Below are 14,814 nucleotides of genomic sequence, written 5' to 3'. Positions count from 1 at the left end.
CCCACCTGGGGCGGGCCTTTCCGTGCGCCCAGGCCGGGTGAAGTGAACCACCGGTGGCAGTTCGGCCAACTCCACGCCCGGGCCTGCTTCTTGTGCCTGCCGGCACCCCATACTCGCAGGGTTCCGTACGGCACTCCCAGGGAGGCAGAGCATGGCCCTCACCACCCGTCGCAGAGCCCTCACCACCCTCGGCGCGGCCTTCGCCGGCGCGGTCGCCCTGCCCGCCACCGACGCGTCGGCCGGTGAACGGCGGCACGGGCGCCGCCCGTTGTGGCGCGCCCACGCCCACAACGACTACGAGCACCCGCGCCCGCTTTTCGACGCCCTCGGCCACCGCTTCGGCAGCGTCGAGGCCGACATCTACCTCATCGGCGACCAACTGCTCGTCGCGCACGACCCGGAGGACCTCGACCCCGCCCGCACCCTCGAGTCCCTCTACCTCGACCCGCTCGCCGCCCGCGTCCGGGCCAACCGGGGGCGTGTGTACCGGGGGTACCGGGGCTCGCTGCAACTGCTCATCGACATCAAGACCGAGGGCGCCTCGACGTACCTCGAACTCGACCGCCATCTGCGTCGCTACCGGCACCTGTTCACCACCTACGCCCACGGCCGCGTCCACCGCGGCCCGGTCACCGCCGTCATCTCCGGCGACCGCGCGGCCCGCGCCCCCATGGAGGCCCAGACCGTCCGGCGCGCCTTCTACGACGGCCGCCTCACCGATCTCGGCAGCCAGGCCCCGGCCTCCTTCATCCCGCTGATCAGCGACAACTGGACGCTCAACTTCACCTGGCGGGGTGTGGGCGCCTTCCCCGACGCCGAGCGGCAGAAGCTGCGCGGCATCGTCGCGGCCGCCCACCAGCGGGGCCGGCGGGTGCGGTTCTGGGCGACCCCGGACCTGGCCGGACCCGCCCGGGACGCCCTGTGGTCCGAACTGCTCGCCGCGGACGTCGACCACCTCAACACCGACGACCTCGCCGGTCTGGAGGCGTTCCTCGACGCCCGCCGGGCGGCATAGCGTCCCGGCGAGGACACCACACGTTCGGCGGACAGCTCAGCCGCACGGACGAACCCTCCGCTACGCCACACTTACGGCCGAACGCCGTGAACCGGACAAGGCGGCGTGGCGGAGGAGTCGACGATGGCCATTTCCATCTCTGCGGTGCTGCTGCTCGTGATCCTGGCGGTGATCTTCCTGCGCAACGGCGGGCTGAAGGTCTCCCACGCCCTGGTCTGCCTGCTGCTCGGCTTCTACCTGGCCAGCACCAGCATCGCCCCCACCATCCACAGCGGCCTCACCGCGACGGCGGACATCGTGAGCAGTCTGCGGCCCTGAGGTTCAGGCTCCCGAGAACACGCCGATGCCGTTCGGGACGGCCCGCTCGGCACCGCCGCTCGGATGGTTGCGCACGGAGACGGTGCTCGCCCCGGGTTTCCGGGCGACCAGCGTCGACGATCCGCCGCCGTCCAGGCTGAAGGCGTCGTCCGAGCCCAGCTTCCGCATGGCGCCGGCCACTTCGGCGATCGTCAGGCCGGTGCGGTAGGCGGCGGCGCCGTCCAGGGCGAGCAGCAGCACGCGCTGCCCGCCGTCGGCGATCCCCACGGCCGTACGGACGGCCGATGCCGTGTCGTCGAGCCCCGGCAGCGGCCGCCCGCCCGTGAGGACCGGGTAGCCGCCGAGGGCGAGGCGGTACGGGGTGCCGCTGGTGGCCGCCACGAGAGCGTGCTCGACCTCGACCGCCTCACCGGTGGAGAACTTCCGCAGCTGCTGGGCGCCCGCCTCGCGCCCGACCAGCACGGTGGTCCCCGCGGCGATCGGACCGCTGCCCGGGGTGTCGGCGGCCGACACGACCTTGCCGTCGCGGACCGTCACCTCGTATGTGTCCGTGCTGCACGGCGCCGCGCGGTCCGTGTCCGTGCCGCACGTGGCGCGCACCCGGGAGGCGCTGCCCCAGTCGGAGGTGAACGCGCCGACGGAACCCACCGGCAGCGCGTACTGGTTGAGCCCGCCGAGCGGCAACTGCGCCTCGGACGTGCGGACCGAGCCCCGCAGAGCCAGCCGGTCCAGCCGGGCCCGCCCGTCGGTGCCGACGCCGAACACGTCCTCGGTGGACGTGCCGGGCGGCAGCGCCGGCCCGAAACGCTGGCCGTTCGGCACGGCCGCCTTGAGCGTCCGCCCGGCCGCGATCGCCGGGCCGACACTCGCGCCGGTCGCCTCCACGCCCGGGTGCTGCGTCTCGGAGATGTTGAAGAAGTCGCCGTTGACCCCGGCGACCGCCCCCTGCGCGTCGGCCATCCGCGAGACCTGCGCGCGCGAGGCCACCGCCCCGGGGTACAGCAGCTCGACCCGGACGTTCGGATGACCCAGGTCGACGCTCAGCACATGCGCGTGCGTCACCCCCTTGGCCGCCTTGATGTCGAACTCCTGGTACGTGACGCCCGGCGCGACCCGCACGCCCTTCTGGACGGCGCCGGCCGGTGCCGCCCCCGCCAGGCCCGCACCGGCCAGTGCTCCGAACGCCGTGAGGAAGGCCAGCACCGCTCTGCCGGCTCCTCGCCGTGTGTGACGACCTGTCACCGTGCCCCCTGATGTCTCGTCAACTCCCGACACTCAGGGGGCAGTGCACCAGACCACGGGGGCCGGCAGGGCGGCTCGGCGCCGACTACGCGGGAACGGCTGAAAAAACGCACCCCTCCGGGTGCCTCAGCCGTCGTCCGTTCCGGTGGTGTACGGCGTGAAGTGCGCCGGCGTGTGGTCGATCGGCAGGCCGGGCCGCCAGGCGGTGAGGGCCTGCGCGCTGCACACGAACAGCTGGTCCGGCAGCCGGTCCAGGGCGAACCAGCGCCAGCGGCCCACACTCTCCCCGGGCTGGTCCGACGGCTCGCCCCGCCAGGCGGTGACCAGGGCCGCCACGGTCACCCGGACGACACCGCCCACGTCGTCCAGGAGCGTCCCCAGCAGCCGGACGTCCTGCGGCCGCGCCACGATCCCCGTCTCCTCGCCGAGTTCGCGCACGACCGTCTCCCGCAGCGACTCCCCGGGCTCCACCGTCCCGCCGGGCAGCTCCCACGTCCCGCGCCGGTGCCGGCCGAGCAGCAGTCCACGCGGCCCGTACAGGACGGCACCCACCCCGAGCGCCGCGTGCGCCGGCGGCGGCTTCCCGACGCGCGGCCGGGAGGAGACGCGGACGGGCCGCGTCACCTGGAACAGCCGGTAGGACGCCTGGTTTCCGTCCTGCGGCGTGCCGAGGACGTCGACGCGCTCCACCCGTAGCCCGTACTCGGTGAGCAGCTCCGCCCACAGGTCCGGGGTGAGGACCCACATCTGGACGGTGACGTCACCGCCGCCCGCCAGCCGCAGGATCTCCGGCCGGGCCGCGACACGCTCGGACGGGCCGTCGCCGCGCGCGTTGGTGTGCAGCACCGTGAAGCAGAACCTGCCGCCCGGTCTGAGCGCCCCGGCGAGGGCGGGCAGCAGCCGGTGCGGGTCGAGGTACGGGACGGCGTTGACGGAGTAGACGACGTCGTACGGCTCCGCCGAGCGCAGGTGCTCCACCGCGTCGGCCAGGACCAGCCGCAGCCCGGGCAGCGAGCCGTAGCGGGCACGCGCCCGTTCGTACTGGCCGGCCGAGGCGTCGACCGCGTCCACCAGCGCGCCGTGCGCCCGGACCAGATACGCGGCGTGCCGGGCCGGACCGCACCCGAGATCCAGCACCCGCCGCCCCGTCAGCTCCCCGAGCACCTCGACGCCCGGCCCGGCGCCCCCGAACCCCCAGTCCAGACCGGCCGCTTCCGGCAGCACCGTGCCGCGCCGCAGGTGGTGTGCCCCGTACGTGTTCCATGCCTCGGCGTTGACCGCCTCAGGTCGGCTCGGCAAGGCTCAGCCACCCGCCGCCGCGTCGCGCGGAAGCACCGTGACGCGGTGGAAGTTGCAACCGACGGGCCGTGGCTCGTCGGCGGGCGGCCGGGCCTGGTGGGCCTTGAGGGCGCTGCTCACCAGGGTGAGCAGCAGGTCGACGTCCGCCTCGCAGTCGAGGTGGACCGTCACCCAGCACGATCCGGGAACCAGACGGATCGCGCTCGAACCGGAGAGGTCGTAGTGGAAGCGCTGGATGGCCCGGCGAGTGAGGTGGAGGTCCACGTCCCGCGGAGAGTGGAAGTGGACGATCTCGTCGCGGACGGAACGGAGCGCCCGTCCGGTACCGCAACTCGCCGGGCCCGCCGTGAGGTCGGGCCAGGCCTGCAGGCGCTCCAGGGCGCGCTGGGCCAGAGTCATGGTCCCATCGTCGCCTGCTTACCGTCGCGCAACCAGGGGTTGAGTGATTCGTAACCGGGACGTGAGGTGCGTGCGGGTGGACATGGGCCGTGGTTTCAGAAGGAGTTGACCAGTCTGAGGTAGCGCTTCCAGTCCCAGTGCCGGCCGGGGTCGGTGTGGTCGCTGCCCGGTACCTCGTGGTGGCCGATGATGTGCGCGCGGTCGCGGGGGATGTCGTACCTGGCGCAGATCGCCGCCGTGAGCCGGGCCGACCGCTCGTACATGACGTCCGTGAAGTACTTGGGCCGATCCACCCAGCCCTCGTGCTCGATGCCGATGCTGCGGGTGTTGTAGTCCCAGTTCCCGGCGTGCCAGGCGATGTCCGACTCGCGTACGCACTGCGCCACCTTTCCGTCGGCCGCGCGCACCACGTAGTGCGCGGACACCTTCGTCCTGGGGTTCCGGAAGACGGACAGGGTGCCGGAATAGGTCGTCTGCGCGACATGGATGACCACATAGCGCAGGGGATGGGCACGAGGGCGGTTCGACGGTGTGTAGTTGGCGCGGCTCGCCGGCTGCCAGGCGGCTCCCGGATGGTCGACGGCCTGTGGCCGGGCGGCGGCCCGGGCGTCCGGGAGCAGGGCGAGCGGGACGGCGGTGAGGGCGGCGCCCATGAGGATGCCTCGCCGGCTGGGGAAAGATCGCGTCTGATGCATGAGTGGGGCCTTCCGGTGTCCACGGGCAGGTGTCACGTGCTCAACTGCGGAGCGCGGCGGCCGTTGTGGTCGCGGCTCGCGTGGATCAAGTTACGGCGACCGCGGGCAGGCCGTCGGGACCCGCCGCGAAGCGGTGGACGGGCCGGAGAATGTGGATAACTCGCTCACTCGGCCGGGTGATTCGGGACGCGGGACGACATGAGCGGCGGGTCGGTGAACGCCCTTTTCAGGCCCGCCCGGCGACGGCCGCCGGGTCGTCCAGCACCGCCCGCACCACCGAGTGCGCCGCCCCGAGCAGCGGCCCCTCCGGGCCCAGCCGGGACACCGACACGGGGCAGACCGGACCCGCGGTCCGCCGCGCCAACTCCTCTCGCAGCGAGGGCAGCAGCCAGGGCGCCAGGCCCGACAACTCCCCGCCCAGCACCACGCTCTCCGGGTCGAGCAGGTTGACCGCCCCGGTCAGGGCGACACCGAGCGCGGTGCCCGCCTCACGCAGGGCCCGGCGCACGTCCTCGTCGCCGTCCGCGGCGCGCCCCGCGAGCAGTCCCACGCGGTCCTCGTCCGGCTCCAGCCCGGCCGCGCGCAACACCGCCTCCTCACCGGCGTACTGCTCCAGGCACCCGCGCCCCCCGCACGCGCACACCGGCCCGTCGGGCTGGACCGGCACGTGCCCCAGCTCGCCGGCGAAACCGCGCGTGCCGCGCAGCAGCCCGCCGTCCACCACGACCGCGCCACCGATGCCGATCTCCGCCGACACGTGCAGGAAGTCGCCCGGCGTGCCGTCACCGAGCCAGAGTTCGGCGAGTGCGCCGAAGTTGGCCTCGTTGTCCACCGTCAGCGGGAACTCGCTCGGCAGCAGGCCGCCGAGGTCCGTGTCGTGCCAGTCGAGGTTCGGGGCCCGGACGACGGTCCGGGAGTCACGCGCCACCAGGCCCGGCACGGCCACGGCGAGCCCGGCCGGCCACAGGCCCTCGGCTTCCGCCTCGGCGACGACCCCGTGGATCAGTTCGGTGAGCTCCGCGAGCACGGGCTCGGGGGAGCGGCCGCGGTTCACGCCCTGCCGTATCGCCCGCGCCCGCGTGGTGCCCCGCAGGTCGACGGCGCAGACCGCGAGGTGGTCGACGCCGATCTCCGCGCCGATCCCGGCCGGGCCGCGCGCACTGACGGCGAGCGCGGAGCCGGGACGACCCACCCGGCCGGGCCGCTCGGGCCCCAGCTCCTCGATCAGCCCCGCGCGGACGAGTTCGTCGACCAGCGTCGACACCGCCGCCCGGGTCAGGCCGATCCGGGCGGCGACGGCGGCCCGGGACAGCGGCCCCTCGGCGCGGACGGTGTGCATCACACGGGCGAGATTGCGGCGGCGCATGCCCTGCTGGGTGTCGGGCGTGGCCCGGCGCGGGCCGCCCGCGCGCGGGGGACGCCCTGGCGCGGCGGGGTGGTTCTCGTGCGGGGCACGCTCCGGTTCGGTGGGGTGGCTTGCGTGCGGCGTGTGCCCTGGTCCGGCGGGGTGGCCTGCGTGTGGGGCACGCTCCGGTTCGGTGGGGTGGCTTGCGTGCGGCGTGTGCCCTGGTCCGGCGGGGTGGCCTGCGTGTGGGGCACGCTCCGGTCCGGCGGGGTCGCTCTCGTGCGGTGGTGCGGTCATGCCTGCGTCAGCCTCCGGGCTGGGTCAGGGGTGGGGCGGGGAGGCCCGCCGGTGGGCCTCCCGGGGAGTCCGGGCCGACTCCGCGCAGGGTCGTCCGGGCCGGCTTCGCGCCCCCACCCGGTCGTCCGAGCCGGATCCGCGCCTCCGCAGGGTCCTTCGAGCACGGGATGCCGCGTCGGCTCCAGGGCGTTCACGGTGCACTCGCCTCAGCTCCCGGCCGTCCCCCGCTCCAGCAGCGGAGCCGCGTCGGAGAGTACCCCGGCGATCCTGGCCAGCGTCTCCTCGTCCCGCTCGACGGCGTCGAGCACCGGCCCGGCCGCCGTGTCCCAGCGGCGTGCGACCGCCGCCGGGTCCTCCCCGGTCAGCAGCCCGGCCGCCTGCGCGGCGGCGCCGAGCGCCACCAGCTCCTTCGCCTCGGGCACCTGCACCGGGCGTCCCGACAGCCGCCGGACGGTCTGCTGCCAGGCCGTGCCGCGGGCGCCGCCGCCGATCAGCAGCAGCGGTGCCGAGGGCTCCGCGTCCTCGTCCAGGACCAGGTCGAGCGCGCCCAGCAGGGAGTGGACGGCACCGTCGTAGGCGGCCTGGAGCAGCTGCCCGGCGGTGGTGTCGTGCCGCAGGCCGTGCAGCAGCCCGGAGGCGTTCGGCAGGTTCGGGGTGCGCTCGCCGTCCAGGTAGGGCAGCAGCGTGACGGCCGTGCCCGGCTCGACGGCCTCGCGGTCCAGGCCCAGCAGCGTCGCCACGCGGTCGACGGCGAGCGTGCAGTTCAGGGTGCACGCCAGCGGCAGCCAGTCGCCGCGGGCGTCGGCGAAGCCCGCCACCGTGCCGCTCGGATCGGCGGGCCGCCGCCGCGACACCGCGTACACCGTGCCCGACGTGCCGAGGCTCAGCACCGGCATGCCGGGGCGCAGGCCCAGGCCCAGCGCCGCCGCGGCGTTGTCGCCGGTGCCGGGCGCGACCAGGGTGCCCTTGGAGAACGGCAGGTCATGGCTGTCGCGCACCGTGCCCGCCACCTCCCCGGGCCGGACCACGCGGGGCAGCAGGGCCGGGTCGAGCCCCACGTGCGCCAGGATCTCCTCGTCGTAGGCCTCCGTCCCCGACGCCCACCAGCCCGTCCCGGAGGCGTCGCCGCGGTCGGTCGTGCCCTGACCGGTGAGCCGCTCGGTGAGGTAGTCGTGGGGGAGGCGCACGGCCTTCGTGGCGCGGACCGCCTCCGGCTCGTGCTCGGCCAGCCAGGCCCACTTGGTGACGGTGAAGGATGCGGCGGGGACGCTTCCGGTGCGTTCGGCCCAGACCTTGGCCCCGCCCAGGTCCTCGGTCAGCCGGCGTGCCTGCGGCGCCGAGCGCACGTCGTTCCACAGCAGGGCCGGGCGCACCGGCTCGCCCCGGTCGTCCAGGGCGACCAGACCGTGCTGCTGGCCGCCGACCGACACCGCGGCGGCCTCGTGCGCCGCGTCGCCGCACTGGCGCAGGGCCTCGCACAGCGCGTCCCACCACTGGCGCGGATCACTCTCGCGGCCGGCCCCTGAGGAGACGCTGTGCGGCGCCTGGCCGCTCGCGACGACCCGGCCGGTGGCCGCGTCGACGACCAGTGCCTTCGTGGACTGGGTGGACGAGTCCACGCCGACGACGAGCGGACCCTCGGCTGCTGACATCGGGCTTCTCCCTACTGCGCGCGGCTCGTGTCTCCGTTCGGAGGCACCTTGTCTCTTCCCAGAGAGGTGCTCGCATACTAATTTGTAAATCGGCATGACGAAATAGCCTCAGCGAGCAAGGAGCCGCGGCATGAGCTACCAGCCCACCCCCGAGGACAGGTTCACCTTCGGCCTGTGGACCGTCGGCTGGCAGGGACGGGACCCCTTCGGCGACGCCACGCGGCGTGCCCTCGACCCGGTCGAGACGGTGCAGCGCCTGGCCGAGCTCGGCGCGCACGGCGTCACCTTCCACGACGACGACCTCATCCCGTTCGGCTCGAGCGACACCGAGCGCGAGGCCCACATCAAGCGCTTCCGGCAGGCGCTGGACGCCACGGGCATGAAGGTCCCGATGGCCACCACCAACCTCTTCACGCACCCGGTCTTCAAGGACGGCGCGTTCACCGCCAACGACCGCGACGTGCGCCGCTACGCCCTGCGCAAGACCATCCGCAACATCGACCTCGCCGTCGAACTCGGCGCCCAGGTGTACGTGGCCTGGGGCGGCCGGGAGGGTGCCGAGTCGGGTGCCGCCAAGGACGTCCGCGCGGCCCTGGACCGGATGAAGGAGGCCTTCGACCTGCTCGGCGAGTACGTCACCTCCCAGGGCTACGACCTGCGCTTCGCCATCGAGCCCAAGCCGAACGAGCCGCGCGGCGACATCCTGCTGCCGACCGTCGGCCATGCCCTGGCGTTCATCGAGCGCCTGGAGCGTCCGGAGCTGTACGGCGTCAACCCCGAGGTGGGGCACGAGCAGATGGCCGGGCTGAACTTCCCGCACGGCATCGCGCAGGCCCTGTGGGCGGGCAAGCTGTTCCACATCGACCTCAACGGCCAGTCCGGCATCAAGTACGACCAGGACCTGCGCTTCGGCGCCGGTGACCTGCGCGCCGCGTTCTGGCTGGTCGACCTGCTGGAGTCGGCCGGCTACAGCGGCCCGCGGCACTTCGACTTCAAGCCGCCGCGGACCGAGGACCTGGACGGCGTGTGGGCCTCGGCGGCCGGCTGCATGCGCAACTACCTGATCCTCAAGGAGCGCGCCGCCGCCTTCCGTTCCGACCCGGAGGTCCAGGAGGCCCTGCGCGCCGCCCGCCTGGACGAGCTGGCCCAGCCCACCGCCGCGGACGGCCTCCAGGCGCTGCTCGCCGACCGGTCGGCCTTCGAGGCCTTCGACGTCGAGGCGGCCGCGGCCCGCGGCATGGCCTTCGAGCGCCTGGACCAGCTGGCGATGGACCACCTGCTGGGGGCGCGCGGCTGAGGCACACGCGCGTGCGGGCCTGTCCGGTCGAGCCGGGTGTTGCCCGTCTTTGCGTCGTGAGCGCACGCGCGCGTGCGGGCCCGGAGTCATGAGCCCAGGCGCGCGTGCGGGCCCGTCCGGTCGAGCCGGGTGTTGCCCGTCCCTGAGTCGTGAGCCACGCGCGCGTGCGGGCCCGTCGACCGGTCATGGTGACCGGGCGGCGGGCCCGTCATGCTCCGGAATCATGCGATCCGTGGCATGAGCCCGTATCAACCTCCGTGCGCCCCTCCCATCTTGGGGAGAAGGCGGCGACCCTGGTCGGTATGGCCCTGCCGCCCGTACCGCCTCACCCGCCCGGGCCTCCCCGGCGCCGGAATCCGCTGATCGTCCTGCTCGCCGTGCTCGTGGCCGCCGCAGCCGTGTCCGTCGTGGTGCTGATGGCCTCGGGGCGGGACGACCCGACGGACAAGGAGCCGCCCGGCGACAGCGCGAGCCGCACTCCCGCGCCGTCCTTCGGCATTCCCACCGAGCTGCCCTCCAGGCTGCCGAGCGAGCTGCCGACCCGGCTGCCGTCGGGCTTTCCCACCCGGCTGCCGAGCGATCTCCCGAGCGGCTTCGAATCGCTCCTCCCGTCGCTGGACCCCGACGAGCTACTGCCCTGACGGCAGCGCGGGATCGTCCCCGGCGGCGAGTCCGGCGGACGTCAGGGCCGTCGCCGGGTCCTGGGCCGCGCCTCCCGAGGGCATCCAGCGGCCGCGTTCCCTGTGGTACGGCCACCACCGGCCGTCCCGGCCGAGCCGGAGCTGGACCGGCGCGCCGACCACCGTCCACCGGTTGCCCCGGGCCCGCAGCTCGGGCCGCTCGTCCGCGTCCCAGGCCGACTCCAGGGCGGCACGCGCGCGTGCCAGCGCTTCACCCTCCACCCGCCACTCCTCGTCGAGGACGGACAGCGCGTCCGTGCCCCCGAGCCGCCAGGCGCGTACCGCTGCCGCCAGCCCCTCCCGGCCGCGCCCCGACCCGTCGGCGAGACGGCCCGCCACCTCCCCCGGGGGGTCGCCCGCGGCCAGTCGCACCGCGTCCTGCGCCACCGTCGGCTCGGTGTCGCAGGAGCCTCGGAGCGCCTCCGCGAGCAGGCGGTGGGCCTGAACGGCGGTCCGGGCGGCCAGGAACTCCAGCGCGGCCGGGTCGATGCCCGCGGCGGGCGGTGTCCCGGTGTCCAGGGACGGCGGCACGCCCGGCTCGCCGGGCAGTTCGGGCAGGGCCGGCAGCGGGGGCAGGATGTCACCGGCCGCGTACGCCTCGGCCGCGTCCACGCCCTGCGGCCCCGAGGACTCGACGGCGGACGCCCCACTGCGCGACTGCAGGTCGCCCAGCAGGGTGACTTCGTCGCGCCCCCGCATCAGCAGCAGGACGAACGGGTCCTGGTCCAGCAGCCGTGCCACCTGGTAGCAGAGCGCCGCCGTGTGCCCGCAGTGGTCCCAGGCCTCGCAGCCGCACTCCGGCTCCAGATCGCCCAGGCCCGGCAGCAGTTCGACGCCCGCGGCGGCCGCGTCCTCGACCAGGTGCGGCGGCATCTCCCGGTCCAGCAGCGCCGCCACATGGCCGGCCCGCTCCACGGTCATGTCCAGGAGCCGGTCCCACTGCTCGTCCGTCAGCTCCGCCAGCAGGACGTCGGCCCGGTGCGGCGTGCGGTCGCGGTCCTGGACGACGGCCGTGAGCCGCCCCGGGCGCACCGACACCGCGCCGACCGCTCCCGCGCGCGCCAGCCGGCGGCCCGTCTTGAGCTGCGCCGAGTCCAGCGCCGTGTCCTCCAGCGCCTTCAGCCACGCCTGGCCCCACCAGGTCTGCGCGAAGCCCTTCCCGCGCGCGGGAGGCAGCGCGGCGAACGTCCGCTCCCTGTCTTCGTCGTGCCGAGTCATCGCAGGCCCCCTCGCAGTTCGACCAGATCCGCCAGCTCCGCGTCCGTCAGCTCCGTGAGCGCCGCCTCGCCCGAGCCCAGGACCGCGTCCGCCAGCTCCCGCTTGCGGGCGAGCAGTTCGGCGATGCGGTCCTCGATGGTTCCCTCGGCGATGATCCGGTGCACCTGCACGGGCCGCGTCTGCCCGATGCGGTAGGCGCGGTCGGTCGCCTGCGCCTCCACCGCCGGGTTCCACCAGCGGTCGTAGTGCACGACGTGCTCGGCCCGGGTGAGGTTCAGACCGGTGCCGGCCGCCTTCAGCGACAGCAGGAAGACCGGCACGTCACCGTCCTGGAAGCGCCGCACCATGGCCTCGCGCTCGGCGACGGGCGTCCCGCCGTGCAGGAACTGCGTGGGCGTCCCGCGGGCCGCCAGGTGCCGTTCGAGGAGACGGGCCAGCTGCACGTACTGCGTGAAGACCAGTACGCCCGCCCGCTCCGCGAGAATCGTGTCCAGCAGTTCGTCCAGCAGCTCCAGTTTCCCGGAGCGTCCGGCGATCACCGGCCGCTCCTCCTTCAGGTACTGCGCGGGGTGGTTGCAGATCTGCTTGAGGCCGGTCAGCAGCTTCACGATCAGGCCCCGCCGCGCCATGCTGTCCGCCCCGGCGATCTCCGCGAGCGCCTCGCGCACCACGGCCTCGTACAGAGCCGCCTGCTCCTGGGTGAGCGACACGGCGTGGTCCGTCTCCGTCTTCGGCGGCAGCTCGGGCGCGATCCCCGGGTCCGACTTGCGGCGGCGCAGCAGGAACGGCCGGACCAGCCGGGACAGCCGGTCCGCGGCGGCCGGGTCCTGGCCGCCCTCGACGGCCTCCGCGTACCGTCGGCGGAAGGTGCCGAGCCGGCCCAGCAGCCCCGGGGTCGTCCAGTCGAGGATCGCCCACAGCTCCGACAGGTTGTTCTCCACCGGGGTGCCCGTGAGCGCCACGCGCGCGCGTGCCCCGATGGAACGCAGCTCCCGGGCGGTCGAGGAGTACGGGTTCTTCACGTGCTGGGCCTCGTCCGTCACGAGCAGGCCCCACGGCACCCCGGCCAGCCGGGACGCGTCCAGGCGCATCGTGCCGTACGTGGTGAGCACGAACTCCCCGTCGGCGAGGCCGTCCAGGCTGCGCCGCGCGCCGTGGAAGCGCCGCACCGGAGTGCCGGGCGCGAACCGCTCGATCTCCCGCTGCCAGTTGCCCATCAGGGACGTCGGGCAGACCACCAGGGTGGGCCCGGCGGACCGGGAGTCGGTCTGCCGGTGCAAGTGCAGGGCGATCAGCGTGATCGTCTTGCCGAGCCCCATGTCGTCGGCGAGACAGCAGCCGAGGCCCAGCGATGTCATGCTCACGAGCCAGTTCAGGCCCCGCCGCTGGTAGTCCCGCAGGGTGGCCGCGAGGGCGGCCGGCTGCTCCACGGGTCGCTGCCCCTCGGGGTTCTGCAGCCTCTCCCGCAGGGCCGCCAGCCACCCGGTGGGCCGCACCTCGACCCGGTGGCCGTCCACCTCCGCCCAGCCGGTCAGGGCCGCGCCCAGCGCGTCCACCGGCGTGACCTTGTGGTCCTGCCGGGAGCGGGCCAGGCGCACCTCCTGAGGGTCGATCAGGACCCACTGGTCGCGCAGCCTCACCACCGGGCGTTTGGCCTCGGCGAGACGGTCCAGTTCCTCGCGGCTCAGCCGCTGGTCGCCCAGTGTGAACGACCAGTTGAAGGCGAGCAGCGCGTCGGCGGAGAGGAACGACGGCATGGCGGCGGAGGCCTTGCCGGACTCGGACTCCGACACGGATTCGGATTCGGATTCGGTCTTGTTGTCGGACGGTCCCGCCTCCGCGGGACCCACCTCCGCGCGCGTGGTGAGGTCGCGGGTCAGACCCTTCGGCCAGTGCACGTCGACGCCGGCCGCCGCCAGGGCGCGGGCGCCGGCGCCGAGGAGTTCGGTGACCTCCTCGTCGTCGAGCTCGACCGCGTCCGGCACGGCCGCCGAGAGCAGTGGCGTCAGCGCGGGCCAGGCCCGGGCCGCACGGCGGAGGGCGAGCAGGGCGTCCATCCGCGCGCGCGGGCCGAACGCCTCGCTCCGGGCGCCGTCGGCCCAGACGTCCGCGGCGTCCGCGACGAGCGCGGCATCGCTCACGCTGTGCACCTGGAGCACGGCCCGGAACGTCACGTCCGTGCCGTCGGGTGCCGTGTCGTCGAACGCCGTGGCGTCGGCCAGCCCCTGCGTCTCGATCCGCAGCGACAGCCGCACGCCCGCGTCGTGGCCCGCGGCGACGTCCGCCGCCCACGCGCGCTGCTCCGGCAGGTGCACCGGGTCGGGCGCCGCGTAGGCGGGGCCGCCGGTTACGAGTGGCGCTGCGGGGGAGCGCGGCAGGGTGTCGGCGACCGCGTCGAGGAAGGCGCGCAGGAGCTGCTCCGGGTCGGGCAACCGCAGCGCCCCGGCGCCGGCCGGCGGCACGGCATGCGCCTCGGGCGGCATCGCGGCGGCGAGGCGGCGTACGGCCTCGACGTCCTGGGCGCGCAGCGGGCCCGTGCGCCAGGCGTCGTGGTCGCCCGGGGACAGCCCCGGGAGCAGCAGCCCGCGCGCGACGAGGTGCAGGGCGTGCAGGGCCGCCGCGCCCCAGAACACGGTGGACCGGTGCCCGTGCGTACCGGCACGCGCGCGTGTGAGGACCGGCAGGGCCGCGCGGACGGGCAGCAGGACGGCGGGCACGTCCTCCGGCTCGACCCCGTCGTCGCCGGGCACGACGACGGTCAGGTCCGCGACGGTCGCCGCCGCCACGGCCGGAGGAGGCGTGCCGTTGGGCCGCCAGAACGCGACGGTGCCGGTGCGGGCAGGGTCGCCGGGCAGGAACACGGCGCAGCAGGAGGCCAGTTCGGAGATCTCGGAGGAAGGTGCCGGGGGAGTCGGATGCTCGACTATGACTGAGTCCTCAAATTTGACTAGCGGGACGGAGTCGCCGAGAGTACAGCACTTTCGGCGCAGACGGGTATGGCGGAGCTGTGAGCTGGGTCACCATGGAGGTCTCAGGGGTGCGTCAGGGTCGCGCCTCAGGGATGTCTCAGGGTCGCGGTCCGGAACCGCCGCACGCGCGGGTCCGTTTTCGGGACAGAGAGCGGCAATGGCCGCGAAGGAGGCGACAGTCATGTCGAAGAACGCCAAGATCGCCGCGGGCGGTGTGGCGGTCGGGCTCATCCTGCTGATCTGGCTGCCCTGGTGGGCCGCGCTGCTGATCATCCTGGGAGTCCCGGCCGCCGCGTACCTCACGCTGGACCCCTCACAGCGGCGCAGGCTGCGCCGCGCCACCCGCAAGGAACTGGGCCGCTGACCGGCCGCACCGCAGCCCGGCCGG

General features: G+C 74.4%; 13 protein-coding genes. 5 read left to right on the top strand and 8 right to left on the bottom strand.

The window, feature by feature from the left end; translation table 11 throughout:
- Window positions 1-151: 151 nt before the first annotated feature.
- Together C1703_RS04545 and C1703_RS04540 are read left to right on the top strand one after the other, a co-directional pair.
- Window positions 152-1,015 (top strand): phosphatidylinositol-specific phospholipase C/glycerophosphodiester phosphodiesterase family protein, encoded by an 864-nt coding sequence (locus C1703_RS04545; RefSeq protein WP_114250658.1) that lies wholly within the window; start codon window positions 152-154, stop codon window positions 1,013-1,015.
- A gap of 123 nt (window positions 1,016-1,138) precedes the next feature.
- Window positions 1,139-1,333 (top strand): hypothetical protein, encoded by a 195-nt coding sequence (locus C1703_RS04540; RefSeq protein WP_114250657.1) that lies wholly within the window; start codon window positions 1,139-1,141, stop codon window positions 1,331-1,333.
- 3 nt (window positions 1,334-1,336) lie between these two features.
- Here the strand turns inward: C1703_RS04540 and C1703_RS04535 are convergent, their stop codons facing one another.
- The 6 genes from C1703_RS04535 to xylB form a co-directional block, all read right to left on the bottom strand.
- Entirely contained in the window at window positions 1,337-2,536 is a 1,200-nt protein-coding gene (locus C1703_RS04535; protein ID WP_198678089.1) for a phosphodiester glycosidase family protein, read from the bottom strand.
- A gap of 165 nt (window positions 2,537-2,701) precedes the next feature.
- On the bottom strand, window positions 2,702-3,874 hold the full coding sequence (locus C1703_RS04530; RefSeq protein ID WP_114250656.1) for a bifunctional class I SAM-dependent methyltransferase/NUDIX hydrolase: 1,173 nt from the start codon (window positions 3,872-3,874) through the stop codon (window positions 2,702-2,704).
- A gap of 3 nt (window positions 3,875-3,877) precedes the next feature.
- A complete protein-coding gene (locus C1703_RS04525) occupies window positions 3,878-4,273 on the bottom strand; it encodes a luciferase family protein (protein ID WP_114250655.1) in 396 nt (131 codons plus the stop codon).
- Between the two features lie 95 nt (window positions 4,274-4,368).
- A complete protein-coding gene (locus tag C1703_RS04520) occupies window positions 4,369-4,968 on the bottom strand; it encodes an N-acetylmuramoyl-L-alanine amidase (protein ID WP_114250654.1) in 600 nt (199 codons plus the stop codon).
- A 226-nt stretch (window positions 4,969-5,194) separates the two neighbouring features.
- Window positions 5,195-6,334, bottom strand: a complete 1,140-nt coding sequence (locus tag C1703_RS04515) for an ROK family transcriptional regulator (protein WP_114250653.1) — start codon at window positions 6,332-6,334, stop codon at window positions 5,195-5,197.
- Window positions 6,335-6,816: 482 nt separating this feature from the next.
- Window positions 6,817-8,262 (bottom strand): xylulokinase, encoded by a 1,446-nt coding sequence (gene xylB / locus C1703_RS04510; protein ID WP_114250652.1) that lies wholly within the window; start codon window positions 8,260-8,262, stop codon window positions 6,817-6,819.
- Between the two features lie 130 nt (window positions 8,263-8,392).
- Here xylB and xylA point away from each other — a divergent pair, with 130 nt between their 5' ends.
- Window positions 8,393-9,559 carry a xylose isomerase gene (gene xylA / locus C1703_RS04505; protein WP_114250651.1) on the top strand — a complete coding sequence of 389 codons (1,167 nt, stop codon included), beginning with the start codon at window positions 8,393-8,395 and terminating at the stop codon, window positions 9,557-9,559.
- Window positions 9,560-9,861: 302 nt separating this feature from the next.
- Window positions 9,862-10,200 (top strand): hypothetical protein, encoded by a 339-nt coding sequence (locus C1703_RS04500; protein WP_114250650.1) that lies wholly within the window; start codon window positions 9,862-9,864, stop codon window positions 10,198-10,200.
- On the opposite strand, the gene C1703_RS04495 is transcribed toward C1703_RS04500, so the two are convergent.
- Window positions 10,189-11,457: an SWF or SNF family helicase gene (locus C1703_RS04495; protein ID WP_114250649.1), complete on the bottom strand. Its 1,269-nt coding sequence runs from the start codon at window positions 11,455-11,457 to the stop codon at window positions 10,189-10,191. The genes C1703_RS04500 and C1703_RS04495 overlap by 12 nt on opposite strands.
- Window positions 11,454-14,318 carry a DEAD/DEAH box helicase gene (locus C1703_RS04490; protein ID WP_232840411.1) on the bottom strand — a complete coding sequence of 955 codons (2,865 nt, stop codon included), beginning with the start codon at window positions 14,316-14,318 and terminating at the stop codon, window positions 11,454-11,456. The genes C1703_RS04495 and C1703_RS04490 overlap by 4 nt, the downstream gene beginning before the upstream one ends.
- A gap of 289 nt (window positions 14,319-14,607) precedes the next feature.
- Here C1703_RS04490 and C1703_RS04485 point away from each other — a divergent pair, with 289 nt between their 5' ends.
- Window positions 14,608-14,790 (top strand): hypothetical protein, encoded by a 183-nt coding sequence (locus C1703_RS04485; RefSeq protein WP_114250647.1) that lies wholly within the window; start codon window positions 14,608-14,610, stop codon window positions 14,788-14,790.
- The last annotated feature ends 24 nt before the right edge of the window (window positions 14,791-14,814 follow it).

The organism is Streptomyces sp. Go-475, from assembly GCF_003330845.1.
Taxonomy (GTDB): Bacteria; Actinomycetota; Actinomycetes; order Streptomycetales; family Streptomycetaceae; genus Streptomyces.
Note: the sequence above shows the minus strand (reverse complement) of the source record. Positions and strands in the feature narration are given on the sequence as shown.

Coding starts and splice junctions, on each gene's coding strand:
- C1703_RS04500 (WP_114250650.1), top strand. CDS start 9,862: ATGGCCCTGCCGCCCGTACCGCCTCACCCGCCCGGGCCTCCCCGGCGC.
- C1703_RS04540 (WP_114250657.1), top strand. CDS start 1,139: ATGGCCATTTCCATCTCTGCGGTGCTGCTGCTCGTGATCCTGGCGGTG.
- C1703_RS04515 (WP_114250653.1), bottom strand. CDS start 6,334: ATGCGCCGCCGCAATCTCGCCCGTGTGATGCACACCGTCCGCGCCGAG.
- C1703_RS04545 (WP_114250658.1), top strand. CDS start 152: ATGGCCCTCACCACCCGTCGCAGAGCCCTCACCACCCTCGGCGCGGCC.
- C1703_RS04525 (WP_114250655.1), bottom strand. CDS start 4,273: ATGACTCTGGCCCAGCGCGCCCTGGAGCGCCTGCAGGCCTGGCCCGAC.
- xylB (WP_114250652.1), bottom strand. CDS start 8,262: ATGTCAGCAGCCGAGGGTCCGCTCGTCGTCGGCGTGGACTCGTCCACC.
- C1703_RS04485 (WP_114250647.1), top strand. CDS start 14,608: ATGTCGAAGAACGCCAAGATCGCCGCGGGCGGTGTGGCGGTCGGGCTC.
- C1703_RS04520 (WP_114250654.1), bottom strand. CDS start 4,968: ATGCATCAGACGCGATCTTTCCCCAGCCGGCGAGGCATCCTCATGGGC.
- C1703_RS04495 (WP_114250649.1), bottom strand. CDS start 11,457: ATGACTCGGCACGACGAAGACAGGGAGCGGACGTTCGCCGCGCTGCCT.
- xylA (WP_114250651.1), top strand. CDS start 8,393: ATGAGCTACCAGCCCACCCCCGAGGACAGGTTCACCTTCGGCCTGTGG.